The sequence below is a fragment of the Bosea sp. NBC_00550 genome (assembly GCF_026020075.1).
In the GTDB taxonomy this organism is placed as follows: domain Bacteria; phylum Pseudomonadota; class Alphaproteobacteria; order Rhizobiales; family Beijerinckiaceae; genus Allobosea.
In genome coordinates this window covers 3,745,835-3,768,307 of sequence record NZ_CP102772.1, presented here as the reverse complement: position 1 = coordinate 3,768,307, position 22,473 = coordinate 3,745,835, and the positions used below count along the sequence as shown (strand labels likewise).

At 67.3% G+C, this 22,473-nt stretch carries 24 protein-coding genes and 1 pseudogene; 11 read left to right on the top strand and 14 right to left on the bottom strand.

Annotated elements, in window-relative coordinates; genetic code table 11:
- Positions 1 to 47 precede the first annotated feature (47 nt).
- The 3 genes and pseudogenes from NWE53_RS18090 to NWE53_RS30075 all read right to left on the bottom strand — a co-directional run.
- Positions 48 to 1,346, bottom strand: coding sequence for an ABC transporter substrate-binding protein (locus NWE53_RS18090; RefSeq protein ID WP_265050764.1), 1,299 nt, complete (start codon positions 1,344 to 1,346; stop codon positions 48 to 50).
- A complete protein-coding gene (locus NWE53_RS30080) occupies positions 1,318 to 1,533 on the bottom strand; it encodes an FCD domain-containing protein (protein ID WP_442864845.1) in 216 nt (71 codons plus the stop codon). Before NWE53_RS30080 ends, NWE53_RS18090 begins: the two co-directional genes overlap by 29 nt.
- A gap of 58 nt (positions 1,534 to 1,591) precedes the next feature.
- Positions 1,592 to 2,044 (bottom strand): annotated as a pseudogene (locus NWE53_RS30075) (FadR/GntR family transcriptional regulator); the annotation flags it as partial.
- 164 nt (positions 2,045 to 2,208) lie between these two features.
- On the opposite strand from NWE53_RS30075, the gene NWE53_RS18080 reads away from it, so the two are divergent.
- From NWE53_RS18080 to NWE53_RS18055, 6 genes are all read left to right on the top strand, one after another.
- Positions 2,209 to 3,333 (top strand): mandelate racemase/muconate lactonizing enzyme family protein, encoded by a 1,125-nt coding sequence (locus NWE53_RS18080; RefSeq protein ID WP_265050762.1) that lies wholly within the window; start codon positions 2,209 to 2,211, stop codon positions 3,331 to 3,333.
- Positions 3,334 to 3,523: 190 nt separating this feature from the next.
- Positions 3,524 to 4,396 (top strand): carbohydrate ABC transporter permease, encoded by an 873-nt coding sequence (locus NWE53_RS18075; RefSeq protein WP_265050761.1) that lies wholly within the window; start codon positions 3,524 to 3,526, stop codon positions 4,394 to 4,396.
- Positions 4,389 to 5,231 (top strand): carbohydrate ABC transporter permease, encoded by an 843-nt coding sequence (locus tag NWE53_RS18070; RefSeq protein ID WP_265050760.1) that lies wholly within the window; start codon positions 4,389 to 4,391, stop codon positions 5,229 to 5,231. The genes NWE53_RS18075 and NWE53_RS18070 overlap by 8 nt, the downstream gene beginning before the upstream one ends.
- Positions 5,232 to 5,237: 6 nt before the next feature.
- Positions 5,238 to 6,134 (top strand): DUF6772 family protein, encoded by an 897-nt coding sequence (locus tag NWE53_RS18065; protein WP_320109516.1) that lies wholly within the window; start codon positions 5,238 to 5,240, stop codon positions 6,132 to 6,134.
- A complete protein-coding gene (locus NWE53_RS18060) occupies positions 6,134 to 6,469 on the top strand; it encodes a hypothetical protein (RefSeq protein ID WP_265050759.1) in 336 nt (111 codons plus the stop codon). The genes NWE53_RS18065 and NWE53_RS18060 overlap by 1 nt, the downstream gene beginning before the upstream one ends.
- 159 nt (positions 6,470 to 6,628) lie before the next feature.
- Positions 6,629 to 7,432: a DUF72 domain-containing protein gene (locus tag NWE53_RS18055; protein WP_265050758.1), complete on the top strand. Its 804-nt coding sequence runs from the start codon at positions 6,629 to 6,631 to the stop codon at positions 7,430 to 7,432.
- Positions 7,433 to 7,435: 3 nt separating this feature from the next.
- Here the strand turns inward: NWE53_RS18055 and NWE53_RS18050 are convergent, their stop codons facing one another.
- The 6 genes from NWE53_RS18050 to htpX all read right to left on the bottom strand — a co-directional run bounded on the left by NWE53_RS18050 (position 7,436) and on the right by htpX (position 14,212).
- On the bottom strand, positions 7,436 to 7,924 hold the full coding sequence (locus NWE53_RS18050; protein WP_265050757.1) for a YbaK/EbsC family protein: 489 nt from the start codon (positions 7,922 to 7,924) through the stop codon (positions 7,436 to 7,438).
- Positions 7,921 to 8,199 carry a hypothetical protein gene (locus tag NWE53_RS18045; RefSeq protein WP_265050756.1) on the bottom strand — a complete coding sequence of 93 codons (279 nt, stop codon included), beginning with the start codon at positions 8,197 to 8,199 and terminating at the stop codon, positions 7,921 to 7,923. The genes NWE53_RS18050 and NWE53_RS18045 overlap by 4 nt, the downstream gene beginning before the upstream one ends.
- Positions 8,200 to 8,354: 155 nt before the next feature.
- Positions 8,355 to 9,947: a bifunctional phosphoribosylaminoimidazolecarboxamide formyltransferase/IMP cyclohydrolase gene (gene purH / locus NWE53_RS18040; RefSeq protein ID WP_265050755.1), complete on the bottom strand. Its 1,593-nt coding sequence runs from the start codon at positions 9,945 to 9,947 to the stop codon at positions 8,355 to 8,357.
- Between the two features lie 104 nt (positions 9,948 to 10,051).
- Positions 10,052 to 11,770 carry a heparinase II/III family protein gene (locus NWE53_RS18035; protein WP_265050754.1) on the bottom strand — a complete coding sequence of 573 codons (1,719 nt, stop codon included), beginning with the start codon at positions 11,768 to 11,770 and terminating at the stop codon, positions 10,052 to 10,054.
- Between the two features lie 120 nt (positions 11,771 to 11,890).
- On the bottom strand, positions 11,891 to 13,255 hold the full coding sequence (locus tag NWE53_RS18030; protein ID WP_265050753.1) for an RsmB/NOP family class I SAM-dependent RNA methyltransferase: 1,365 nt from the start codon (positions 13,253 to 13,255) through the stop codon (positions 11,891 to 11,893).
- A gap of 3 nt (positions 13,256 to 13,258) precedes the next feature.
- Entirely contained in the window at positions 13,259 to 14,212 is a 954-nt protein-coding gene (gene htpX, locus NWE53_RS18025) for a zinc metalloprotease HtpX (protein WP_265050752.1), read from the bottom strand.
- A 122-nt stretch (positions 14,213 to 14,334) separates the two neighbouring features.
- On the opposite strand from htpX, the gene NWE53_RS18020 reads away from it, so the two are divergent.
- The gene (locus NWE53_RS18020) at positions 14,335 to 14,556 is read left to right on the top strand and encodes a DUF1674 domain-containing protein (RefSeq protein ID WP_265050751.1); all 222 of its coding nucleotides are present in this window, start codon (positions 14,335 to 14,337) and stop codon (positions 14,554 to 14,556) included.
- Positions 14,557 to 14,642: 86 nt separating this feature from the next.
- Entirely contained in the window at positions 14,643 to 15,947 is a 1,305-nt protein-coding gene (locus NWE53_RS18015) for a class I SAM-dependent methyltransferase (RefSeq protein ID WP_265050750.1), read from the top strand.
- A gap of 107 nt (positions 15,948 to 16,054) precedes the next feature.
- Here the strand turns inward: NWE53_RS18015 and NWE53_RS18010 are convergent, their stop codons facing one another.
- A complete protein-coding gene (locus tag NWE53_RS18010; protein WP_265050749.1) occupies positions 16,055 to 16,372 on the bottom strand; it encodes a DUF2853 family protein in 318 nt (105 codons plus the stop codon).
- Positions 16,373 to 16,611: 239 nt separating this feature from the next.
- On the opposite strand from NWE53_RS18010, the gene NWE53_RS18005 reads away from it, so the two are divergent.
- Entirely contained in the window at positions 16,612 to 17,559 is a 948-nt protein-coding gene (locus NWE53_RS18005) for a 2-hydroxyacid dehydrogenase (protein ID WP_265050748.1), read from the top strand.
- A gap of 6 nt (positions 17,560 to 17,565) precedes the next feature.
- Here NWE53_RS18005 and NWE53_RS18000 read toward each other — a convergent pair whose 3' ends face one another.
- The 4 genes from NWE53_RS18000 to NWE53_RS17985 all read right to left on the bottom strand — a co-directional run bounded on the left by NWE53_RS18000 (position 17,566) and on the right by NWE53_RS17985 (position 21,078).
- Positions 17,566 to 18,090: a L,D-transpeptidase gene (locus tag NWE53_RS18000; RefSeq protein ID WP_265050747.1), complete on the bottom strand. Its 525-nt coding sequence runs from the start codon at positions 18,088 to 18,090 to the stop codon at positions 17,566 to 17,568.
- Between the two features lie 123 nt (positions 18,091 to 18,213).
- Positions 18,214 to 19,038, bottom strand: a complete 825-nt coding sequence (locus NWE53_RS17995; RefSeq protein WP_265050746.1) for a heme ABC transporter ATP-binding protein — start codon at positions 19,036 to 19,038, stop codon at positions 18,214 to 18,216.
- Positions 19,031 to 20,110: a FecCD family ABC transporter permease gene (locus NWE53_RS17990; protein WP_265050745.1), complete on the bottom strand. Its 1,080-nt coding sequence runs from the start codon at positions 20,108 to 20,110 to the stop codon at positions 19,031 to 19,033. The genes NWE53_RS17995 and NWE53_RS17990 overlap by 8 nt, the downstream gene beginning before the upstream one ends.
- Before the next feature lie 23 nt (positions 20,111 to 20,133).
- Positions 20,134 to 21,078, bottom strand: coding sequence for a heme/hemin ABC transporter substrate-binding protein (locus NWE53_RS17985; protein ID WP_265050744.1), 945 nt, complete (start codon positions 21,076 to 21,078; stop codon positions 20,134 to 20,136).
- Between the two features lie 361 nt (positions 21,079 to 21,439).
- Between NWE53_RS17985 and hmuQ the strand changes: the two genes are divergently transcribed.
- On the top strand, positions 21,440 to 21,787 hold the full coding sequence (gene hmuQ / locus NWE53_RS17980; RefSeq protein ID WP_265050743.1) for a heme-degrading protein HmuQ: 348 nt from the start codon (positions 21,440 to 21,442) through the stop codon (positions 21,785 to 21,787).
- Between the two features lie 10 nt (positions 21,788 to 21,797).
- On the top strand, positions 21,798 to 22,319 hold the full coding sequence (gene hutX, locus NWE53_RS17975) for a heme utilization cystosolic carrier protein HutX (RefSeq protein ID WP_265050742.1): 522 nt from the start codon (positions 21,798 to 21,800) through the stop codon (positions 22,317 to 22,319).
- Positions 22,320 to 22,473 lie beyond the last annotated feature (154 nt).

Below are 22,473 nucleotides of genomic sequence, written 5' to 3'. Positions count from 1 at the left end.
CCGGGATTGTGTCTCCGGCGCCGTTACCGCGCCGTATTCTCGATCGTTCAGGCCGGCAGCAGCGGCTGCACGCGCTTGACCAGAGAGGCCATCGCCTCCTCCGGCGTCTTCATGCCGAGCACGGCGGCCTCCGCCTCTTCCTTGAAGAAGTCGCCGGCCCGTGCCGCCTCGTCGAAGGCCGGCAGGGGCACGCGCGCCACCTTCAGCACCTTCAGCTCCTCGGCGGCGTAGGGCACCGTTCCGGCGAAGCTCTGGTCGGCATAGGTCGAGGCGCGCACCGGCCCGTTGCCGTTGAGGGCGGCCTTCAGCGTCGCATCCTTGGCGGTCATCGCCTTGATGAAGCTCCAGGCGAGATCCTTGCGCTTGGCATTCTTCGGGATGACCATGCCCCAGAACTCGACCTTCGCGGGGGCGGCATCGTATTTGCCGGAGAGCGTCTTCGAAGCGGGAACCGCGATCGTCTTGATCTTGCCGGGGAATTTCGACTTCTGCGGATCGTTGTAGATGCGGTTGCGACCCATGCTCTGCAGGCTCATCGCTGCCCGGCCCTGCTGCATCCAGACATTCACGTCCTCGGGCGAAAGCGTCGCGAAATTGCGCGGGAAAGCGTTGGCCTGGAAGAGTTCACGCAAGATGCGCACCGCGTTCAGCATCGGCGGCTGGTCTGCGACGCATTTGAAGTCGGGCGTGATGAAGTCGCCGTCCCAGGCGCGGGCGAGGTCGATCACGTTGGGATAGGTGACGCCCGGCGTGCAGAGACCGACGACCTGCGTGCCGTCGGCGCGGCGATAGCTGCAGGCCTTGGCGATCTCGATCATCTCCTCGATCGTCGCCGGGGGCTTGGAGAAGCCCTTCTCGGCCAGGATCTCCTCATTGTAGTGCAGGCCGGAGGAGGCATGGCGGAAGGGGATGGCGAGCTGCTTGCCGCCGACCTTCATGCCTTCCATCAGGCCGGGGAAAATGTCGGCGATGTCCTCGACCGGGTCCTTCTTCAGATACTCGTCGAGCGGCTCGAACAGCGTCGCCGCGCGGGGCACGACCTGCGTGTTGACGACGAAGCCGACATCGACCGAGGTCTCGCCGAGGCTGGCTTCGCGGAACAGCCGCTCCTGCAGAGGGCCGGTGTCGAAGGTCGTCCATTGGACGGTGACGCCGTTCTTCTGCGCCCAGTCCTTGGTGATGTCGCCGCCCTGCGCGCCGGTCGCGACCGTCTGCATGACGCGATGAGTGAAGACGTTGAACGGGCCGCTTTGCGCGTGAGCCTGCCCGGCGCCGAGCCCGGCGAAGCTCAAGCCCAGAATGCCCGCCCCGAACTGCCTACGGTCGAGCGTGGTCCTCTGGCTCATGGTGATCCTCCCTGTGGTTCGCGAGTTCCGCGATGGCGGCTTCTGCCGCTTCGAAATGCTTGTTCATGGCGGCGAAAGCCCCGGCCGCATCGCCAGCCCGGATCGCATCGACGACCCGGACATGGCGTGCAAAGGTGCGCTGCCAGTCCTCGGGGCCACGGGCCTCGCGCGAATTGAAGATCTCCATCACCTCGCGGATCACCGGCCTCAGGCCCCGGATCTGGAAGTCGAGCAAGGCGGTTGCCGGACGAGGCGGCGACGGCCTCGTGGAAATCGAGATCGGCCTCGATCCAGCGCGGCACGTTGCCGAGCGCATCTTCCATCCGGGCGAGGATGAGGTCGAGCTTCTCGAGGTCCTCGGCCGAGCGCCGCTCGGCGCTATGGGCCGCGGTCGGCGGCTCGAGGATACGGCGCAGCTCCACCGCCTCGGTCAGCCCATTGCTGCGGCCACGCACGGCGAAGCGGTAGAAGCGGTCGAGCGGAGCGGCATCGAGCGCTCGCACGCGGGTTGGCTTGCCCTGCTGAATGTGGACGACGCCCATCGCGGCGAGCTGGCGAATGGCTTCGCGCGCGATCGGCTTGCTGACGCCGAAGGAAGCGGCGATCCGCGCTTCCGAAGGCAGGAAGTCGCCCGGCTTCAGCCGTCCGTCATGGATCGCCTGGGTGATGCGCTGGATCACCGCATCGCCGAGGCGCATCGGCACGACATCGCCGCCCGCGAAGGGGTCTTCGTCGTCCAGCACCGATCGGGCGATATCGCTCATCAAATTCCTCCGGTAGTGATCATTGACAGATGCCGCGTTCCTTGGCAACTGTTCAACCTATCAGATAAGATGATGTCCTTCAGGGAGGACGCCGCCTCATGTCGGCCGGCCGCATATCGAAGATCGTCGTGCATCCGCTGCGTGCGACGCTGCCCAAGGTTCAGCGGACGTCGCAGGGCGACTATCCCGCGATCGAGCTGGTCGTCGTCGAGGTCGAGACCGAGGACGACATCGTCGGCTTCGGCGAAGGGCTGTGCCGCCGCGGTGCGGCCGGCTATGCGCGCTTCATCGAGGAGGCGTTGGTTCCGCGACTGCTCGGACGCGACGCGGCCGATCGCAGGGCGCTCTGGAAAGCGATGCGTGCCGCGCTGTCGGGGCGCCCCGGCGGCCAGATCGTCGAGGCGATCGCGGCGGTCGACATCGCGCTCTGGGACATCGCCGGAAAGCAGGCTGGGCAGCCGATCCACAAGCTGCTCGGCGGCATGGGGCGCACGGAGGTCGCCGCCTATGCCTCCTCGATCAACTGGCTCGACGATGCGACGGTCGAGGCCGAGGTGGCGGCCGTGCTCAGGGCCGGCTTCCGCGAGATCAAGGTCAAGCTCGGCCATCCGCTCAGGGATGCGGTGGCGCGGGCGAAGCTGGTCCGCAGGCTCGCCGGCGACGACATCGCGCTCTATGTCGACGCGAACTGGGCTTATGACGTCGACGACGCCATGATCGTCGGCCGCGCGCTTGCCGATCTCGGCTACGGCTTCTTCGAGGAACCGATCGCTCCCCATGATCGCGAGGGCTATCGCCGCCTCGCCCAGCACCTGCCGATCCGGCTCGCTGCCGGCGAGAGCGACTTCGTTGCGGGCGAAGCGCTGGTCATGCTGCAAGATCGCTCGCTCGGACTGATCCAGCCCGACGTGACGCGCTCCGGCGGCATCACCGAGACCTGGCGCATCGCCGAGCTGGCAGCGACCTTCAACACGGCTTACGCGCCGCATGTCGGCTGGTCGGGCGCGATCTGCGTGGCTGCGAGCCTGCAACTGGCAGCGGCGGCCGAGAGCTTCCGCACCTTCGAATGCATGGTCTATGAGAACCCGCTGCGCGACGCGTTCACGCAGCCTATCGTCGGCGAAGGCTCGCAATTGGTCGACGGCAAGCTCGCCGTCCCGCAGGGACCGGGCCTCGGCATCGAGATCGATCGCGAGGCGCTGAAGCGCTTCAGGATCGCGTGAGGCCGGGGATGCGACTCTCCCTACCTTTCGTCCATTGCGCTCATGAACCACCGTGTCATCCCGGACAAGCCGCGCAGCGGCGCCGATCCGGGATCCATCGGAGGCCTCTGCTCCCTACGATGGATCCCGGGTCTGCGCTTCGCTTGCCCGGGATGACGGCGCGAACTGGTGAGACGTTGCGAGGACGACTATGACCACGCGCACGCCTCTCTCCGCCATCGCGCTCGTCACTCCGGTCCAGTTGATGATCGGCGGCATCATCTTCCTGCCGGCGATCTATGTGTTCTGGCTGAGCCTCAACCAGTCGACCTTCGGCCAGCAGGCGAGCTTCGTCGGCCTCGCCAACTACGCAAAGGTGCTGAGCGATCCCTATTTCTGGAAGGCGCTGCTCAATACGGTGATCGTCGTCGCCGTGGTCGTGCATGTCGAACTCCTGATCGGGCTCGGCATGGCGCTGTTCTTCGCCTCCGGCGTGCCGGCCCGCGCCCTGCTGCTCGCCATCGTGCTCGCGCCCTATGCGGTGAGCGAGGTCTCGGCTGTGGTGATGTGGCGCTATCTCTTCGAGCCCGATGTCGGGATGATGAGCCGGCTCCTGGCCTCCATCGGATTGCCGCCGATCGAATGGGCGGTGAATCCGAGCCACGGCCTCGCCATGGTCAGCCTGCTCTCGGTCTGGCTGCACCTGCCCTTCTCGTTCATCATCCTCTACGCGGCCCGGCTCTCGATCCCGACCGATCTCTATGAGGCGGCTGCCATCGACGGGGCTTCGGCCTGGACGTCCTTCCGCCGGATAACGTTGCCGCTCCTGATGCCGGCGCTGCTTATCGCCGCGCTGTTCCGCTACATCTTCGCCTTCCGCCTGTTTTCCGAAGTCTGGCTGATGACGGGCGGCGGGCCGGCGCGCTCCACCGAGGTGATGGCGGTCTACCTCTACCTCGAGGCCTTCCGCTACAACGCCTTCGGGCCGGCGGCCGCCACCGGCTGGCTACTCGTCCTCGCCTCGCTCCTGCTCGCGCTGTTCTATCTCCGCCGGCTCTACAAGGAGATGTTCGCTCGTGCGTAAGCTCTCCTTGCCCACGCTTCTGCGTCACCTCCTGAAGCTCGTCGGTGTCCTGGCGGTCGTTGCCTGGTCGCTCATCCCGATCGGTCTGATCGCGATGTCGTCCTTCAAGGCCGACCGCGACATCTTCTCGACCACCGGCACCTTTTCCTTCGCACCGACGCTGGCGAATTATCAGGCGCTGTGGAGCCGCTGGGGCGATTTCTTCTTCGGCCTCTGGAACAGCTTTCTGGTCACGGTGGGGGCGACCGTGCTGGCGGTCGGCGTCTCCCTGCTTGCCGGCTTCGCCTATTCGCGCTTTGCCTCGCGCGGGCTTCAAGCCTCGGCCTTCTTCCTGATCTTCATCCGCCTGATCCCGCCGATCGTGATCACGCTGCCGCTCTTTCCGGTGGTGAATTGGCTGGGACTCAACGACACGCATTTCGTGCTGATCGTGCTCTACGCCACCTTCTTCGTCTCGCTGGGCACGGTGGTGATGCGCACCTTCATCGACCAGATCCCGCGCGAGCTCGACGAGGCCGCGATGATGGATGGCGCCTCGCAGATGCAGATCATCACCCGCGTCATCCTGCCGATGGCGGCGCAGGGCATGCTGGCGGTCTCGGTCTTCGTCATCGTCTACGCCTGGAACGAGTTCCTCTTCGCCTTCATCTTCACGACCACCAAGGCCAAGACCGCGCCGCTGGTGATCTCCGAGATGATCGGCGCCGTCGAAGGCGTCGAATGGGGCGTGCTCTTCGCGGCCTCCACCGTGCAGCTCGTGCCGGTGCTCGCCTTCGTCATCCTCATGCAGAAGCATCTCGTGGCGGGTCTCACCGCCGGCGCAGTGAAGGGGTAAAGCCCAATGATCGCTCCCAACTCCCAGCTCGACGACATGCGCCGCGCCATCCGCGAGGCGGACCCACAGCTCAGCCGCTTCGACCCGCTGCCGCGCATCATCTGCCTCGACGATTTCGACCGCGGCATGTGCGGCTGGACGCAGCTCGTCGGCAATTACGACGACACGCTGGATGCGATGCTGCCGGGCTATGCCCAGCACAGCCACGCCATGCTCTCGACCCTGCCGAACTGGGATTTCGGCTCGCATGGCGGCGTCGACGGCTCCTATGCGCTGAAGATCGCGACGCGGCCGAAGAAGGGCGCGCAGAATGTCGCGATCAAGCGGCTGACCTTCCGCAAGGCCGGGCCGATCCGACTCGAGACCTATTTCACCTTCAAGCCCGAAGCGACCGATCTGCAGCTCTCGGAGACCGATATCCGCTCCTTCGGCTTCCTCTACGATCTCCAGATCGGCGACAGCTCAGGGCCCGGCGACCGTGTGATGCCGCATCTGCGCTTCCTCAATGCGCAGGACGGCCAGCATATCCAGCGCTGGCAGTTCAAACGGAAGACGACGCCGATCAAGCCGATCGGCACCGCCGGCAAGACGATCACCCATTACCATCTCGCGCCGGATGACTGGGAGGATCTCCCGGGCGGCGAGCAGCGGCTCTGCTACAACGAGATCCCAACCAAGGTGAACTGGCACTATCTGCGCTTCGATTTCGATCTGGCTTCGATGCAGGCGACGCGCTTCCAGGTAAACGACCGCGTCTTCGACATGAGCAGCTATGACTGCATCCGCATCCCCGCGATGAAGAACCTGTGGTGCATGCTGAACCTCGGCTTCTTCGCCGAGACCGACACCGACAAGCGCGCCTTCGCCTATCTCGACTCCGTCTGCCTATCGGGGGATTTCTGATGCTGCCCGAGAACCTGACCGCGGTCGTCGCCCGCAACGAAACCTGGACCGGGCAGAGCGCGAGCGAGCCCTATGAGGCCGGCTGGGCGAAGGAGGCGATCGTCTTCGTGCGCGCACTCAAGGAGCCGAAAGGCGAACTGCCCAAGGCGCGCATCGAGATCTCCGCCGACGGCATGCATTGGTGCGCGGAGGGTTCCGAGTTCGCGCTGCCTGCGGCCAAGGACGCCGTCACATTTCAGCGCCTCGCCCATTTCGGCAATTTCCTGCGAGTGGCCGCGACGCTGCAGGATGGCTCCGAGATCACCGTGCTCGTGACATTCCATCTGAAAGCCTGAACGCCGGCAGCTCCTTGCCGAAGCGTCCATTTGCCGGGCAGGTCACGTCCTCCTGACAGGCCTGCGCGCCCGGCGGGATTAGACGAAGGCGATCGCTGGAAACGGGTGGTGCAAAACCAGCCCCCGCGTCAGGATGACGGCCCAGCGAAGGAGCAAGCCATGGCGCGTGAGGCAGGTCAAATCCATATCGGCATCGGCGGCTGGGTGTTCGAGCCGTGGCGTGGCGCTTTCTATCCCGATGGCCTGCCGCAGAAGCGCGAGCTCGAATATGCGGCGGGCAAGCTGACCTCGATCGAGATCAACGGCACCTATTACGGGTCGCAGAAGCCGGAGAGCTTCGCCCGATGGCGCGAGGAGACGCCGGAAAATTTCGTCTTCGCGCTCAAAGGCTCGCGCTTCTGCACGAACCGGCGCGTGCTGGCCGAAGCCGGGCCGTCGGTCGAGAAATTCCTGACCAGCGGGCTGACCGAGCTCAAACAGAAGCTCGGTCCGATCAACTGGCAGTTCATGCCGACGAAGAAATTCGATCCCGAGGATTTCGAGGCCTTCCTCAAGCTGCTGCCGAAGAAGCTCGATGGCATCGCCCTGCGCCACGCGGTCGAGGTTCGGCATGACAGCTTCCGCTCGCCGGATTTCGTCGCGCTCCTGCGCGAATATGGCGTAGCGGCCATCACCTCGGCCGATGCCGACTACACCCAGATCGCCGATGTGACGGCGCCCTTCGTCTATGCGCGGATCATGGGGACGAAGGAAGCCGAGCCGAAGGGCTATTCCGAGTCCGGTCTCGACCGCTGGGCCAAGGCTGCGCATGTCTGGGCGGAGGGCGGCGTGCCGGATGGCCTCGAAGCAGTGGGAGCCGCGGCGCCAAAGCAGAAGCGCGACGTCTTCCTCTATGTCATCAGCGGCGACAAGGTGCGCAATCCCGCTGCCGCGATGGAGCTGATTGCGCGGACGGAGGGCTGAGCCCTACTCCGCCGCCGCTGCCTCCAGCACGGCCTCCTGGCAGACATCCACCCATTCGGCCTGCGTCAGCTCTGCCATGCGCTGCGGCGCGATGCGCAGCGCGCTATGCGTCGAGCCGGCCGCCGGCACGACGATGTCGAAAGCGCGCAGCGAGATGTCGCAATAGATCTTGAGCGGCGTGGCGAGCCCGAAGGGGCAGACGCCGCCGACCGGATGGCCGGTCAGCGCCTCGACTTCATCGGGGCCGAGCATGCGCGGCTTGCCGCCGAGGGCGGCTTTCGCCTTCTTGTTGTCGAGTCGGGCATTGCCACGGGTAACGACGAGAACGACGTCCTCGCCGATGCGCAGCGAGAGCGTCTTGGCGATCTGCCCGGGCTCGACGCCATGGGCGGCGGCGGCCAGCGGCACGGTCGCGCTGCTCTCCTGCGTGACGATGACGGCGATGTCGGGAGCGTGCTGGGCGAAGAAGGCGCGGACGGAATCGAGGCTCATCGGACAATTCGGGAGGTCAGCCACAGGATCAGCAGGCTGGCGATCGCCGGCACGCCGAAGACGACGAGGAAGATCGGCGCTTCCTCCATCACGGTATAGCCCGCGCGGCTGACGCCGATCCAGAGGTTGATCAGCGCGCCGGCGAACCAGAGCGGCAGGAAGAGCCTGACGGCGAAGGGGATCGGCCGCCCGGCCGAGATGGAAAGACGCGGTGCCGCGACGAGCAGGATGCCAAGCAAGGCGAAACCGATGCCGATGACCTTGGCGGTGTGCATGTCCCGGGCCTCGTCAGCTCGCAGCGAGGCCGCTCTTCAGGCGGCCACCAGCATCAGGAACGCGGTTGCGCACAGAGCCGGATCGACCCTGAAACCGCCGGCCGGACTGCGATGCGCAGCCGGCCGACGAGGGTGTCCCGCGGCCTGCGTTTCCGTCAATGGCGGAAATGCCGGTGCCCGGTGAAGACCATGGCGAGGCCGGCTTCGTCGGCGGCCTTGATGACTTCGTCGTCGCGCATCGAGCCGCCGGGCTGGATCACCGCGGTGGCACCGGCTTCCGCCGCCGCGAGCAGGCCGTCGGCGAAGGGGAAGAAGGCGTCGGAGGCGACGACCGAGCCCTTGGCGAGGCTTTCCGCGCTGCCTGCGGCCTTCGCTGCCTCGGCGGCTTTCCAGGCGGCGATGCGCGAGGAATCGACGCGGCTCATCTGGCCGGCGCCGATGCCGACCGTGGCGAGATCCCTGGCATAGACGATGGCGTTCGACTTGACGTGCTTGGCGACGCGGAAGGCGAAGCGCAGATCGGCGAGCTCGCGCTCGCTCGGCCGGCGCTTGGTCACGACCCGGAGCTCCATGTCATCGACGACGGCGTTGTCGCGCGACTGGGCGAGGAAGCCGCCGGAGACGGTGCGCAGCGCGAGGCCGGGCGCGCGGACATCCGGCAGGCCGCCGGTCAGCAGCAGGCGCAGGTTCTTCTTGGCGGCGATCATCGCGATCGCTTCCTCGTCGGCATCCGGCGCGATGATGACCTCGGTGAAGACCTCGACGATCTTCTTCGCGGCGGCGGCATCCAGCTTTCGGTTCAGCGCGACGATACCGCCGAAGGCCGAGACCGGATCGCAGGCGAGCGCGCGCTCATAGGCTTCCAGCAGCGAGCCGCCGGCCGCGACGCCGCAAGGATTGGCGTGCTTGACGATGACGCAGGCGGCCGAAGCGTTGGGATCGAACTCGGCGACGCATTCGAAGGCGGCGTCGGTATCGTTGATGTTATTGTAGGAGAGCTGCTTGCCCTGGACCTGGCGAGCGGTCGAAACGCCCGGGCGGTTCTCCGGGGTGAGATAGAAGGCGGCCCATTGATGCGGGTTCTCGCCATAGCGCATCGTCTCGGCGAGCGCGCCGCCAAGCGCGCGGAAGGCCGGCGCGGTGTCACCGAGTTCGTTCGCGAACCAGTTCGAGATCGCCGCGTCGTAGGCGGCGGTGCGGGCATAGGCCTTCTGGGCCAGCTTGCGGCGCAGCGTCAGTGTGGTCGCGCCCTTCTGGGCCTCGAGATCGGCCAGCACCGAGGGATAATCCGCGGGCTCGACCACGACGGCGACGTCATGATGGTTCTTCGCGGCGGCGCGGATCATCGCCGGGCCGCCGATGTCGATGTTCTCGATGCAGTCGTCATAGGGCTTGGCCGCGGCGACCGTCGCCTCGAACGGGTAGAGGTTCACGACCAGCAGGTCGATCGGCTGGATGCCGTGGCCGAGCATCGAGGCCTGATGCTCCGGGTGCGAGCGAATCGCCAGCAGGCCGCCATGCACCTTCGGATGCAGCGTCTTGACCCGGCCGTCCATCATCTCGGGGAAGCCGGTGAGATCGGAGACGTCGCTGACCGGCAGGCCGGCCTCGGCGATGGCCTTGGCCGTGCCGCCGGTCGAGACCAGCGCGATGCCGAGCTTGTGGAGGGCGCGGGCGAAGTCGATCAACCCCGTCTTGTCGGAGACGGAAAGGAGAGCGCGTTCGACGCGGCGAAGTTCATTCGGCATCGGGTCAGGTCCGGCTTGGATTGCAAGGGCAGGCGGTTCTTGGAGCAGCCGCGCGCGGGCTATCATGCTGCGCCGCGAAAGGCAAAGCGCGCCGCCGCAGAACGTCACGCGTCGGGGGCGGATTCCGTGGCCTCGCGCTCGGCGATGGCGGCGGCAACGGTCTTTCCGGCGCGCGGATTGGCGGTGCTGATCCGGCTCAGGCGCCAGGCGATGCGCGGCGTCGTCACGGCATCGAAGGCCACCACGAGCTGTTCGGTGCGGCGGCGCCCGTCGGAGGCGGCGAGAAAAAGGCTTTCCTCGATCGCGATCGGCAGCCCGCCGGCCTCGAAGCTCCAGACTTCGCCGGAAGCGAGCGCCAGCAGCGCGCCGCTGCCTTCGCGCACCAGGCTGGCGCGAACATTGGGGTGAAGATGGAAGCGGACGGCGGCCTGCAGCGCGGCACGCGCACCGGTCAACGTGACCTCCTCTTCGCCCGAGAGCGTGGCGCCGTCGCGGGCGAGCAGGAGCCGGCGCGTATGGACGGCCCCGAGGCTGCGGCGATAGCCGTCATGGCTCGCCACCCATTCCGGGCCGTCAGCGCCATCCTGGCGCGCGACCCGGACATCGCGCGGGCCGGAGACGATCCGCATCTCGCCGAGCACCATCCCGAAATTCGCGCTCGAGCGATCGTCGAGGACGAGGGCCGAATGGGCCGCGGTGCTGCGCGCCGCAAGCTTCAGCTCGGGCGGGCCGAAGCGGCTGGCGCCGCAGTTGACGATGATGCGCTGCGGGCCGCTGGAGAATTCGAAGGCGAGGCAGCCGGCATGCGCCTCGACCGAATAGGCGCCGCGCGGCGGAGCGCCGGCATCGGCGACGACGATGCTGCGCTCGGCGGCGAGGCGGCTGTAGCCGGAATAGGCGGCATGCTCGGTCGGCCGGCCGCGCGCATCGTCGTAAGCCGCGAGCGTGGCCATCAGATCGGGGGCGGTGGTCCCCATGCCGTTGAACAGGGCGAGCGAACCGTCGCCATGCCGGAACAGGCGCAGATGCGGCATCATCCGCTCGATCGCGGTCAGCACGCCGCGCGGCGGCTCCAGCCCGCGCGCGGCGAAGGTCTCGCGCAGCGGCAGCAGGTCGAGCAGGAGCTCGATCAGGAGGCGGGGATTGCGGGAGAGATGCCCGCCATCGGGCAGGATCTGCTCGTCCAGCTCGTCGGAGAGCATCGTCTCGGCGCGGCGCCGGCGTGCATCCTGCCCATCGAGGCAGATCGCCGCGAGCGTGACGGCGATCAGGCCGTTCAGGCGATCCGCGCCTTCCACCGCGCCGGCGAGAGCGAGGCTCAGCCGGTCCGCCAGCCGCGCGACATGGCGCAGGAAGCGCTCGTAGAAGACATGATCGGCGCCTTCGAGCAGCAGCGGGGAATGCGAGAGAAAAGCGATCAGCCGGCGGGCCGCCACGGCCGGGCGGCGGCCGATATCGTCCCGGTCGCGGCGCTTGGCCATGAAATCCTCGACCAGGCTGCGGGCATTGGCGCGTGCGATCGCGGTATCGGCGGCCCGCATGTGGCGCAGCCAGCCGAAGCCGTGCAGGGCCTCCGCCCAGGCCTCGCTCGGGGGCTCGACATCGAAGGGGGATTCGCCATGGCTGCGCAGCGTGCGGCCGGCGAAGGTGTAGTAACCGGCGTAGAAATCGCCGGCCGTCGTCGGATCGGCGGTGCGCAGGTCGTGGGGGGCGAACAGCAGGCGGGTCGCGGTGTTGCGCCCGAAGGGCCAGAGCCTACGCGTTGCGCCGACGAACTGGCCACGGGTCCGCCGCGCCGCCCGTCCGATCGCGGCCTGGGCCAATCCCCGTCGCTCAGACCAGCCGCTCAAATCTCCCGTATGCTCCGTCCCCGTGCGCGACGCCGTGCCGCGCGGATACTGCCAGAGGAATCGCGCCGTCCCACTGCGCGAATCCCTGTTCCGTCATAGCCTGATCAGGCGGCTTGCGTAAAATCCCGCCCATCCCGAAAGGCGCGGGGTTTCGCCGCGGAGCTGGTGCGGCAGGGTCCGAATATCGCCGTTCGCGTCGATTGCTTCCGACAAACCGCCGATTTCCGCCGCTTCGACGGGCTTGCGCCGAAACTGGGGATGACGCGCGAGAAAGGCTTCGATCTGCGCTTCGCCTTCCTGCGCTTCCAGCGAACAGGTGCAGTAGACGAGGCGCCCGCCGGGCTTGGTCAGGCCGGCGGCGGCATCGAGCAGGCGCGCCTGCAAGCCTGCGAGCCGGTCGCGATCGTCCGGGAGCTTCGTCCAGGCAACATCGGGATGGCGCCGGATCGTGCCGGTGGCGCTGCAGGGTGCATCGAGCAGGACGGCGTCGAAAGGTTCGGCTTTCCAGCTCGTCGCATCGGCGGTCACGACCTCGGCCGTCAGGCCGAGACGCGCGAGGTTGGCCTTGAGGCGGCGCAGGCGCGGGCCCGAGCGATCGAGCGCAGTCACATTCGCTCCCGCCGCCGCGATCTGGGCGGTCTTGCCGCCGGGGGCGGCGCAGAGATCGACGATCCGCTCGCCGGGGGCCGGCGCCAGCAGCATCGCCGGCAGCGCGGCTGCGGCGTCCTGCACCCACCAGGCGCCTTCGTCGAAGCCGGGCAACCCGGCGATGGCGTGCCGCTCGCGCAGGCGTACCGAACCGTTCGGCAGCGCGATACCCTCCAGCGCTTCCGCCCAGCGGGCAGGGTCGGCCTTGACGGAAAGGTCGAGCGGGGGTTCCTCGCGATGGCTCGCTGCGATCGCCGCAGCCGCCGCCTCGCCATAGGTCTCGCTCCAGCTCTCGGCCAGCCAGTCGGGCGTGTCGAGGAAGGGGTCGGCCTGCGCCTCGGCCAGGATCGCGTCGCGCTCGCGCACGATGCGGCGCAGCAGGGCATTGCCGAGAGCGACGTAGCGGGCCGAGCGCAGGTCCTCATGCAGATTTCGGATCGCGAGATCGACGGCGGCATGATCGGGCACGTCGAGGAAGAGGATCTGCGCGGCCGCGGCCGTCAGGATCGGCTCGAACGGGCCGGATTTGCGCGGGCTGCCGCGTTCGAGGCGCTGATCGACGGCGTGCTGGATCGTTCCGAGCCGTCGGAAGGCGGTGACGGCGATGGCGCGTGCCAGCCCGGCATCGGCGGCATCCAGGCCCGAATCCGGCAGCAGCCGCTCGAAGGTCTCATCGAGGGCGACGCGGGCGCGCAGGACTTCGTCGATGATGGTGGCGGCGAAGCGGCGCGCCGGCAGTCCGGGCGCATCGCTGCGTCCCGATTCCACGGGTTCCGGCGCGGGGCGGCTGGGGGAGGGGTGCTCAGCCATTTTTCAGCCCCAGGGTCCGGGCTGGCGGGGCGTATTATCCCAAGGGCCGCCGTCGGCTTGACCCCAGGGGCTGTTGCCCGTCTGGGCGGAGAAACTCGCGCCGCCCGTGCTGCGGCGGATGCCCATGGCGCTGGCCTGCTCCATCAGCGCGGCGATGCGGTTGCCGGTGTCGGGATGGGTCGAGAACAGATTATCCATGCCGCCGCCGGTCAGGGGATTGATGATGAACATGTGCGCCGTAGCAGGCTTGGCCTCGGCTGTCTCGTTGGGAATGTGCTGGACGGCACCGGCGATCTTGGCGAGCGCATCGGCGAGCCAGACCGGATTGCCTGCAATCTCGCCGCCGAGCCGGTCCGCCTCGTATTCGCGCGAGCGCGATATCGCCATCTGGATCAGTGCCGCGGCCATTGGCGCGAGGATCGAGAGCAGGATCTGGACGATGAAGTTCGGGCGGTTGTCGCGCGAGCCGAAGAACATGCCGAAGGTGACGAGCGACGAGATCGCACCGGCGAAGGTCGCGGTGATCGTCATCGTCAGCGTGTCGTGATTCTTGATGTGCGCCAGCTCATGCGCCATCACGCCCGCCAGTTCCTCATAGGTCAGCGTGCGCAGGATGCCGGTCGTCGCCGCCACCGCCGCGTTCTGCGGGTTGCGGCCGGTGGCGAAGGCGTTGGGCTGGTCTTCCTGGATCAGGTAGACGCGCGGCATCGGCATGTCGGCGCGCGCCGCTAGGTCGCGCACCATGCGGTAGAGTTCGGGCGCGCTGCGCTCGTCGACCTCCTGGGCATTATGGGCGGAGAGCGCCAGCCGGTCGGAATTCCAGTAGCTGAAGAGATTGGTCACGGCGGCGAAGCCGAGCGCCATCAGCATGCCGCCGCCGCCGCCGATCAGATAGCCGACCGCGCCGAACAGCGCGGTGAGGCCTGCCATCAACATGCCGGTGCGAACGTAGTTCATCGGTTCCCCTTCGTCGTCGGCTTCGCTTGGGCGCAACCCCCTCGCGAATGCCGGGTTCGTGCCCTATGTGGTGGGGGCGATCCTGATCCTGCAAGAGAAAGCCTGCAAGGAAACGAGCCGAAATGCCTGACCAAGTCGACGACGATGTGCCATTGGCGGGCACCGAGCCCAAAAGCCTGTCGCCGGCCGCGCAGCGCGCGCTGGCCGAGGCGGCGGCCCGGCGTGCGGCGATCGATGCGCATGCGGCCGAGGTCGCGAAGCAGCGCGAGGTCAACGGACGCGGCGGGCTCGAACCGGTGCGCTACGACGACTGGGAAGTGAAGGGTATCGCCAGCGACTTCTGAGGTGCCGACGCGCCCGGACCCGCCGAATATTGCCAAGCTGCGAGCTTGCGTTCAAACAGCAGCGGAAAGCAGCGGATTCTCGGGTCATGGACAGCAACGACAAGCGCCTCGCGGCTCTGCGCCGCCTTCTGAACGAGGCGCATGACAAGCTCGGCCTGAAGCTCGGCTTCCGGCTCTGGGACGGGAGTTCGGTGCCGGCGGCCTGGCCATCGGACGGGCTCGCCATCGCCATCGCCGATGCCGGCGTCCTGGCCGCGCTGATCCGCAAGCCCAAGCTCGACACGCTGCTCAATCTGCATATCACCGACCGCATCTCGATCCGGAACGGCTCGATCTTCGATCTTGCGACGGCGCGGCCCGACGGCAAGGTCGGCCGGCTGGCGCGCGACATCCCGAAGGGCGCGGTCTTCGACGTCGTCAGGCGCTTCATCTTCGCGCCGGGCAAGGCTGCCGAGGCCGTCGATCATCGCAGGGGCGACGAGATCGCGCGCGACGGCGCGCCGGCGACCAACAAGGCCAACATCGCCTATCACTACGACGTCTCGAACGATTTCTACCGGCTCTTCCTCGACGAGGAGATGGTCTACACCTGCGCCTATTTCACCGAGGACCATGGCGATCTCGAACGCGCCCAGCGCGACAAGCTCGACATGATCTGCCGGAAGCTGCGGCTGAAGCCGGGCGATCGCTTCCTCGACATCGGCTGCGGCTGGGGCGCGCTGGTCTGCCATGCCGCGCGCCATTACGGCGTCGAGGCGCATGGCGTGACGCTGGCGGAGGAGCAGCTCGCCCTGGCGCGAGAGAAGGTCGAGAAGCTCGGGCTCGCCGGCAAGGTCACGCTCCACCTCAAGGACTTCACCCAGATGGAAGGGGAGTTCGACAAGATCTCCTCGATCGGCATGTTCGAGCATGTCGGCATCCGCAACCACCCGTCCTATTTCCGGGCGGTGAACCGGCTGCTGCGGCCGCGCGGGCTCTATCTGCACCACACCATCTCGCGCCGCGCCAAGAAGACCGAGAAGGCGTTCAACAAGATGCCGGCGGAATATCGCGCGCTGGTGCGCTACATCTTTCCGGGCGGTGAGCTCGACCATCTCGGCATGTCGATCGCCAATCTCGAGCGCCACGGCTTCGAGATCCACGACGTCGAGGGCTGGCGCGAGCACTACCAGCGCACGACGCGGCTGTGGTGGGAGCGGCTCGACGCCAACAAGGCGAAAGCCGAGGCCGAGATCGGGCCGGAGCGGACGCGGATGTGGCTGCTCTATCTCGCCGGCTGCTCGCTCGCCTTCGAGCGTGGCGGGGCGATGGTCAACCAGACGCTGGTCTCGAAGCGGCGAAAAGGTCCGTCCGGCCTGCCGCTGACGCGGGCGGACCTCTATCGCGATTGAAATCGATTGCGATGAACGGCTTCACGGCCGGCTCCGCGCCGGCCACGCCATTCGTTCAGCCACGATGTGCGGATGAAAAAATGCCCGGCGAAGGCCGGGCCGGGGACTTATTTCTTGATGAAAAGGTCGAGTTTTCCGTGATGCTCGGCCAGCAGATAATAGAAAGTCAGGCGCGACTTGGTCCTGTCCGCCTTCATGTGCTCGCAGATCGCCTTGATCGAACCGTCGAGATCGCCGGATTTCAGGCCCAGCTTCTTCTTCAGGAAGTTCTCGCGGACACGGTCGATCTCGGCCGAATCCGAACAGGCGACGTAACGTGTGTCCGGCTTACTCATCACCAGCGCATAGGCCTTCGACATGCCGGCGAAGGCAGCATCGTTCAACGGCTTCTTGGCGAACTTCTTCACGTCGGCGAGGTGATCCATCTGGTAGCCCCTTCCTGGCCCGTGGGAGGCACGGGCGGTTGCGTGTCGCGAGGGAAGGTTAACGCGGTTCTTTGCGGGGAGCGAGTGGGAAACGCGCGCCATTTCAGGCTTTTGGAACGGTTTGATGCCGTCTTTGGTCGAAGTCGGGAATGCGCGGCGCGGATGGCGGGGCATTCGCAAATGTGGGTTGAGCACGGGGCTGCGCAGTGTTGCGATGCAGCATCTTCTGGAGCGATGCAATGAAGCCGACGATTCTGATGGTGCCGCGTCTCGCCGACGACGCGATCGAGAAGGTGAAGCAGCTCTATACGGTGATCGGGCCGATCGAGGGCGACGATGCGGCTGCGGTGCCCGAGGAGGCGAGACAGGCGCGCGTGCTGCTGACCTATGGCGGGCGGCCGACCAGCGCCGGGCTGATGGACGCCTTGCCGAATCTCGAGCTGATCGCCTGCTATGGGACGGGCATTGAGGGGGTCGATCGCGTTGCGGTCAAGGCCCGTGGGATCAGGCTTTGCAACGCTGCCGACGCCAATGCGCGCAGCGTCGCGGAGTTCGCCATGGGCCTCGTGCTCTGCGTCATGCGCGGGATCGGACAGGGAGACCGCTTCGTACGCGCGGGTCTCTGGAGCAATCGGGGCCATGAGCCGGTAGCGAACACGCCGGATCTCGCCGGCCGGAAGCTCGGCATCTACGGGCTCGGCGCCATCGGCAGCCGCATCGCGAGCCGCGCCGCCGCGTTCGAGATGGAGGTCGGCTATCACAACCGCTCCGCCAAGCCGGAGCTGCCCTATCGCTTCCATGACAGCCTGCTCGGCCTAGCCGCATGGGCCGATGTGCTCGTCGTCGCCGTCCGCGCCAATGCCGAGACGCGTCATGCGGTCGATGACGCGGTGCTGAATGCGCTCGGCCCGCAGGGCTACGTCGTCAACATCTCGCGCGGCCTCGCCATCGATGAAGACGCACTATGCGATGCCCTCGAACAGAAGCGGATCGCGGGTGCGGCGCTCGACGTCTTCGCCGCCGAACCGCATGTGCCGGAGCGGCTGCGCAAGCTCGAGAATGTCGTGCTGACGCCGCATATCGCGGCCAGCTCGCAGGATGCCAAGCAGGGGCAACTCCGGCTCCTGCTCGGCAATCTCGAGACGTTCTTCGCCGGGCGCCCCTTGCTGTCGGAAGTCGATCTCTAGATCGTCTCAGGGCATGACGACGACCGGCGTGCCCATCTGGACGCGGGCGTAGAGGTCGATCACGTCCTGGTTGTGCATGCGGAAGCAGCCATAGGAGGCTGCGGTGCCGATGGTGTTCGGCATGTTGGTGCCATGGATGGCGTATTGTCCGCCGGGTCCGAGGCCGATGACGCGCGCGCCCATCGGGTTGCGCGGCGAGCCGCCGGGAATGACGTCGGGCAGGCGGGGATTGTCGCGCCTGACCTCGGCCGGTGGCGCCCAGGCCGGGTCGACCTGCAACTCCTCGACATATTTGACGCCGCGCCATTGCTTGCCGGCCTTGCCGACGGCGATGGTGTAGCGGATCGCCTCGCCCGGAGCGACGACGTAGTAGAGCCGGCGCTCGCCGGTGCGGATGACGATGGTGCCGGGCTCGAAGCGTGCATCGCGGATGCCGACGACCTCACGCGCTTGCGCGGCATCGTTCGTGGCGACAATCAGGCCCGGCGCCAGAAGGGCGGCGAGGCCGAGGGCGGCAACATATCTGGCCATGATCGAAACTCCCGTTCGCTGGTGAGCGGGAGTTAGGCCCCCGAGCCGTGAAGCGCGGGTTGAGCGATATGGTGAAGCGGCGATTCAGGATGAATCGCCGGTGAACCCACGGGGAGCGCGGGTTTACGCTGCCGGCCGCGAACGGTGCTGCTGCGGCAGGAGGAAGGGCAGGCCGGGCGCCGGGGCACGGCTCAGCGTCAGATCGACCTTGAAGACCTGGCGCAGCAAGGCGTCGTCGAGCGTGCGTGCCGGTGGGCCCTGCGCGATGATCTGGCCCTGATCCATTACGACGAGATGATCGGCATAGGTCACGGCGAGGTTGAGGTCGTGCAGCACGATCAGCACCGCGACGCCGCGTGCGGCGATGCTGCGCGCCATGTCGAGCAACGAGAGCTGATGGCAGAGATCGAGGCTGGCGATCGGCTCGTCGAGGAAGAGCACCTGCCGTTCGGCGACGCTCCTGCCGGCTTCGAGCTGGCAGAGCACGCGGGCGAACTGCACGCGCTGCTGCTCGCCGCCCGAGAGTGTCTGGTAGCGCCGGCCGGCGAGATCGATCACGCCGGCGGAAGCAAGGCTCTCGGCGACGATCGCCTCGCGCCGCTGGCGCGTCAGCGCCCGGCCGATGCCGTCGACGCCGAGGCTCGCGACCTCGTAGACGCTGAAGGGGAAGGCGATGCGGGCATGCTGGGCCATGACTGCGCGCAGGCAGGCCATGCGCCAGGCCGGCACCGCCGCGAGCGGCTCGCCGGCGATGCGGATCCCGCCGCCGGCCGGCTTGATCTCGCCGGTCAGCAGCTTGAGGAGCGTCGACTTGCCGGCCCCGTTCGGCCCGATCAGGATCGTCGTCGTGCCGCCGGCGAGTTCGAGCGTGGCGTCGGCAACGAGCCGGCGCCCGCCGGCGACGAAGCTCAGCTCCTGACAGGAGAGGATCGGTACGGACTCAGACATCGAGGACGCTCGAGCGACGCAGCAGCAGCCAGAGGAAGAAGGGCGCGCCGATCGTGGCCGTGACGATGCCGATCGGCAGCTCGGCCGGGGCGACGATCAAACGCGCGACGATGTCCGCGCCGACGAGCAGCATCGCGCCGCCGAGCGCCGAGAGGGGCAGCAGCAGTCGGTGATCGGGGCCGACGGAGAGCCGGATCAGATGCGGCACGACGATGCCGACGAAGCCGACCAGCCCGGCCGAGGCGACGCTCGCACCGACCGCTAGGGCGACGAATAGGATCGCCAGCGCCTTGATGCGCTGGACGGGTATGCCGAGATGGTAGGCCTCGGCCTCGCCCAGCATCAGCCCGTTCAGCCCGCGGGCCAGCAGCGGCATCAGCAGGAGCATGGGCAGGATGATCGGCGCGACCGCTGAGAGCTTGGTCCAGCTCGCGCCGCCGAGGCTGCCGAGCGACCAGAAGGTCAGGTCGCGCAGCTGGCGGTCATCCGAGATGAAGGCGAGGAGGCCGGTCAGCGCGCTCGCCAGCGCGCCCAGCGCGACACCGGCGAGAAGCATGGTGGCGACCGAGGTGCGCCCGCCGCGCGTGGCGATGAGGTAAAGCGCCAGCGTCGCGACCAGCCCGCCGCAGAAGGCACCCATGGGAAGGGCTGCGAAGGGCAGCTTCATCATGGTCCCCGCGAGGAACCGGTCTCCGAGCACGATCGTGGCGGCCGCTGCGAGGGCCGCGCCGCTCGAGGCGCCGACGAGGCCGGGATCGGCCAGCGGATTGCGGAACAGCCCCTGCATCAGCGCGCCGGAGACGGCGAGGCCCGCGCCTACGAGCAGGCCGAGCAGGACGCGCGGCAGGCGTATGTTGAGAACGACGAGGACGTCGCGCCCTTCCAGCAATGTCGTATCGCCTGTGAGCCTGGCCATCAGGATTTCGGCGACGCGGCCGGGCGGGATTGAAATGGCCCCTTGGCCGATCGCGACGATGGCAAGCAGCAGGCAGGCCAGGGAGAGGCCGATAACGGCGAGCAGGCCGACGCGGCGCCGGCCGGCGATCAGCGTCGTCAGGGCGGTGGAGGTCATCGACGGGGCTGGTGCCGCGAGCGTCACGGGGCGGCGGCCGTCTTCAATGCGGGGATGGCGGCTTCCGGATAGATCGCGGCCATGAGATCGCGCGCGGCCATCGGTGTGCGCGGGCCGAAGCCGAGCAGATAGAGGCCGTCCATGTGGACCAGGCGCCTGCCGTTGGCAGCGGGCGTCTGGGAGAAGGACGGCATGGCGAAGAGTTCTTCGGGCGTGGTGTTGTGGGCGCTGCTGTTGCGCATCATCAGCACCATCTCCGGGGCGGCGGCGGCGATCGCCTCATCCGTCATCGGCTTGTAGCCCTCGATCGCGTCGGCGACATTGATGCCGCCGGCGAGCGCGATGATCCCATCGGCCGAGCTGTTGCGGCCGCCGACGAGGGCGCGGCCGTTCTGAAGCGAGAGCACGAAGAGCACGCGGCGCTTCTTGGTGATGCCGGAGCGCAGGGCCGCCAGCTCGTCGAAGCGCGCCCGCGTCTGCGCCGCGAGGCGCTCCGCCGGGGCGGCGGCGCCGATGGCTGCACCGATCGCCGCGATCTTGGTGACGACGCCGTCCGGCGTCAGCCCGTCGGAGATGCGGGCGAGCTTAACGCCGGATTCGTTGAGCAGGGAGACTGCGTCCGGCGGGCCGGCGCCGTCGATCAGCATGACGAGCGTCGGCTTGAGTGACAGAACGCCCTCGGCCGAGAGAGCCCGGACATAGCCGATATTGGCCTTGTCCTTCAGGGCATCGGCCGGAAACTGACTCGTCGAATCGACGCCGACGACCCGGCCCTGCAGGCCAAGCGCATAGATGACCTCGGTGATGACGCCGCCGGCGACGACGATGCGCTCGGATGTCTGGGCCGAAGCGGGGGCGAGGGGAGCAAGCCCGCCGAGGCCGAGCAATGCCAGAGCCGTGGCGGTCAGTTCGCGCCGGTTCGGCCGCATGAGGCCGGAATATGCCGTTTGGTCGCGCGAGCCAGACATGTTGCCACTCCTATTCGGGCGCAGGCGATGGGCCGCGGCCACCGCAGATCGGCCCGATCGTCTAAGATCGGTTGTGATTAGAAGGATTCGACGCCAAGTAATTCCTGTTTTTAATTATTCAAAACAAGAATTACTCGTGCATATTGTTGACGGTGATATTCGCCTTTACTACAAGGGGTCAAGGGCAGCGCCTGAGCGCGGCCGGCTTCGGTCGCGACGCATTGCCGTGCGGCCGCCTCCGGCGTGCGCTCCTTCGGATACAACGCTTTGCAAGGCGCTCATCCGGAACCGGCGATGACCGGCCGCGTCGCGGCACCATTCGTTTCAGCCGCCTCGCGGCGTTTCACTGCAGGATTTGTCGATGTTCATCGCCATGAATCGCTTCAAGGTCGTCAAGGGCGAGGAAGCCGCCTTCGAAACGGTCTGGTCTTCGCGCAAGAGCCGGCTCGACGAAATGCCCGGCTTCCTCTCCTTCCACCTGCTGAAGGGTCCGGAAAAGGACGATCACACGCTCTATTCGTCGCATACGAGCTGGGCCTCGAAGGACGACTTCACCGCCTGGACCAAGTCTGAGCAGTTTCGCGAGTCCCACCGGAACGCCGGGCAGCCGCGCCCGACGCCGATCTACCTCGGCCATCCCGAATTCGAGGGGTTCGAGACGGTGCTGAGCGAAACCAATCCGCACCTGCCCCGCCAGGCGGCCGAGTGAGGCAGTGACCATGACGACTGCCGATATCGCGACCCGCGACCCGATCGAGCGCGCCCGCGCGCTGCTCGCCGCCAAGCCCGACGGCCTGATCGAGGCCGTGGCGCGCGAGGCGAACGTCTCGACGCGTGCGGTGCTCGAGCTCCTGCCAGCGGAACAGCGGCTCTTCGTGGCGCCCGAGCGCTTCGAGGATGTCTGGAAGGATCTCGCGGCCTGGGGCACCGTGCTCTTCCTGATGCACACGCCCGACATCGTGCTGGAATGCGAAGGCTCGCTGCCGGTCGGCAGCTTCGGGCACGGCTATTACAACATCCATGGCGACAGCCCGATCGGCGGTCACATCAAGGCCGAGAACTGCCGTGCGATCTACCTCGTGGACCGCAGCACGGCGCAGGGCCGGCGCGCTTGCTCGGTGCAGTTCTTCAACGGCGCCGGCGAGGTGATGTTCAAGATCTTCGTGCGGCGCGATGCCGCGCGCGAACTCCTGACGGATCAGCTAGGACGCTTCGAGGCGCTCAAGACAACGTTCGTCTGAGCCGCAAAAAAGGCGACATGGTGCAGTTAATGCGCCGTGTCCGCGGGGCCGTTGCCCCGCCCACGGCTGACCATGACCGAGATTTACGGACCATTAACCATTCGGGCGCAGCCTTCGCGACAGAAGGCCCGTCGCCCGTGACCGCCTCGCCTGA

Bases quoted from the DNA above. Each gene is read 5' to 3' on its own strand.
- NWE53_RS18090 (WP_265050764.1), bottom strand. From the start codon at position 1,346: ATGAGCCAGAGGACCACGCTCGACCGTAGGCAGTTCGGGGCGGGCATT.
- NWE53_RS30080 (WP_442864845.1), bottom strand. From the start codon at position 1,533: ATGGAGATCTTCAATTCGCGCGAGGCCCGTGGCCCCGAGGACTGGCAG.
- NWE53_RS18080 (WP_265050762.1), top strand. From the start codon at position 2,209: ATGTCGGCCGGCCGCATATCGAAGATCGTCGTGCATCCGCTGCGTGCG.
- NWE53_RS18075 (WP_265050761.1), top strand. From the start codon at position 3,524: ATGACCACGCGCACGCCTCTCTCCGCCATCGCGCTCGTCACTCCGGTC.
- NWE53_RS18065 (WP_320109516.1), top strand. From the start codon at position 5,238: ATGATCGCTCCCAACTCCCAGCTCGACGACATGCGCCGCGCCATCCGC.
- NWE53_RS18060 (WP_265050759.1), top strand. From the start codon at position 6,134: ATGCTGCCCGAGAACCTGACCGCGGTCGTCGCCCGCAACGAAACCTGG.
- NWE53_RS18055 (WP_265050758.1), top strand. From the start codon at position 6,629: ATGGCGCGTGAGGCAGGTCAAATCCATATCGGCATCGGCGGCTGGGTG.
- NWE53_RS18050 (WP_265050757.1), bottom strand. From the start codon at position 7,924: ATGAGCCTCGATTCCGTCCGCGCCTTCTTCGCCCAGCACGCTCCCGAC.
- NWE53_RS18045 (WP_265050756.1), bottom strand. From the start codon at position 8,199: ATGCACACCGCCAAGGTCATCGGCATCGGTTTCGCCTTGCTTGGCATC.
- purH (WP_265050755.1), bottom strand. From the start codon at position 9,947: ATGCCGAATGAACTTCGCCGCGTCGAACGCGCTCTCCTTTCCGTCTCC.
- NWE53_RS18030 (WP_265050753.1), bottom strand. From the start codon at position 13,255: ATGGCTGAGCACCCCTCCCCCAGCCGCCCCGCGCCGGAACCCGTGGAA.
- htpX (WP_265050752.1), bottom strand. From the start codon at position 14,212: ATGAACTACGTTCGCACCGGCATGTTGATGGCAGGCCTCACCGCGCTG.
- NWE53_RS18020 (WP_265050751.1), top strand. From the start codon at position 14,335: ATGCCTGACCAAGTCGACGACGATGTGCCATTGGCGGGCACCGAGCCC.
- NWE53_RS18015 (WP_265050750.1), top strand. From the start codon at position 14,643: ATGGACAGCAACGACAAGCGCCTCGCGGCTCTGCGCCGCCTTCTGAAC.
- NWE53_RS18010 (WP_265050749.1), bottom strand. From the start codon at position 16,372: ATGGATCACCTCGCCGACGTGAAGAAGTTCGCCAAGAAGCCGTTGAAC.
- NWE53_RS18005 (WP_265050748.1), top strand. From the start codon at position 16,612: ATGAAGCCGACGATTCTGATGGTGCCGCGTCTCGCCGACGACGCGATC.
- NWE53_RS18000 (WP_265050747.1), bottom strand. From the start codon at position 18,090: ATGGCCAGATATGTTGCCGCCCTCGGCCTCGCCGCCCTTCTGGCGCCG.
- NWE53_RS17995 (WP_265050746.1), bottom strand. From the start codon at position 19,038: ATGTCTGAGTCCGTACCGATCCTCTCCTGTCAGGAGCTGAGCTTCGTC.
- NWE53_RS17990 (WP_265050745.1), bottom strand. From the start codon at position 20,110: ATGACCTCCACCGCCCTGACGACGCTGATCGCCGGCCGGCGCCGCGTC.
- NWE53_RS17985 (WP_265050744.1), bottom strand. From the start codon at position 21,078: ATGTCTGGCTCGCGCGACCAAACGGCATATTCCGGCCTCATGCGGCCG.
- hmuQ (WP_265050743.1), top strand. From the start codon at position 21,440: ATGTTCATCGCCATGAATCGCTTCAAGGTCGTCAAGGGCGAGGAAGCC.
- hutX (WP_265050742.1), top strand. From the start codon at position 21,798: ATGACGACTGCCGATATCGCGACCCGCGACCCGATCGAGCGCGCCCGC.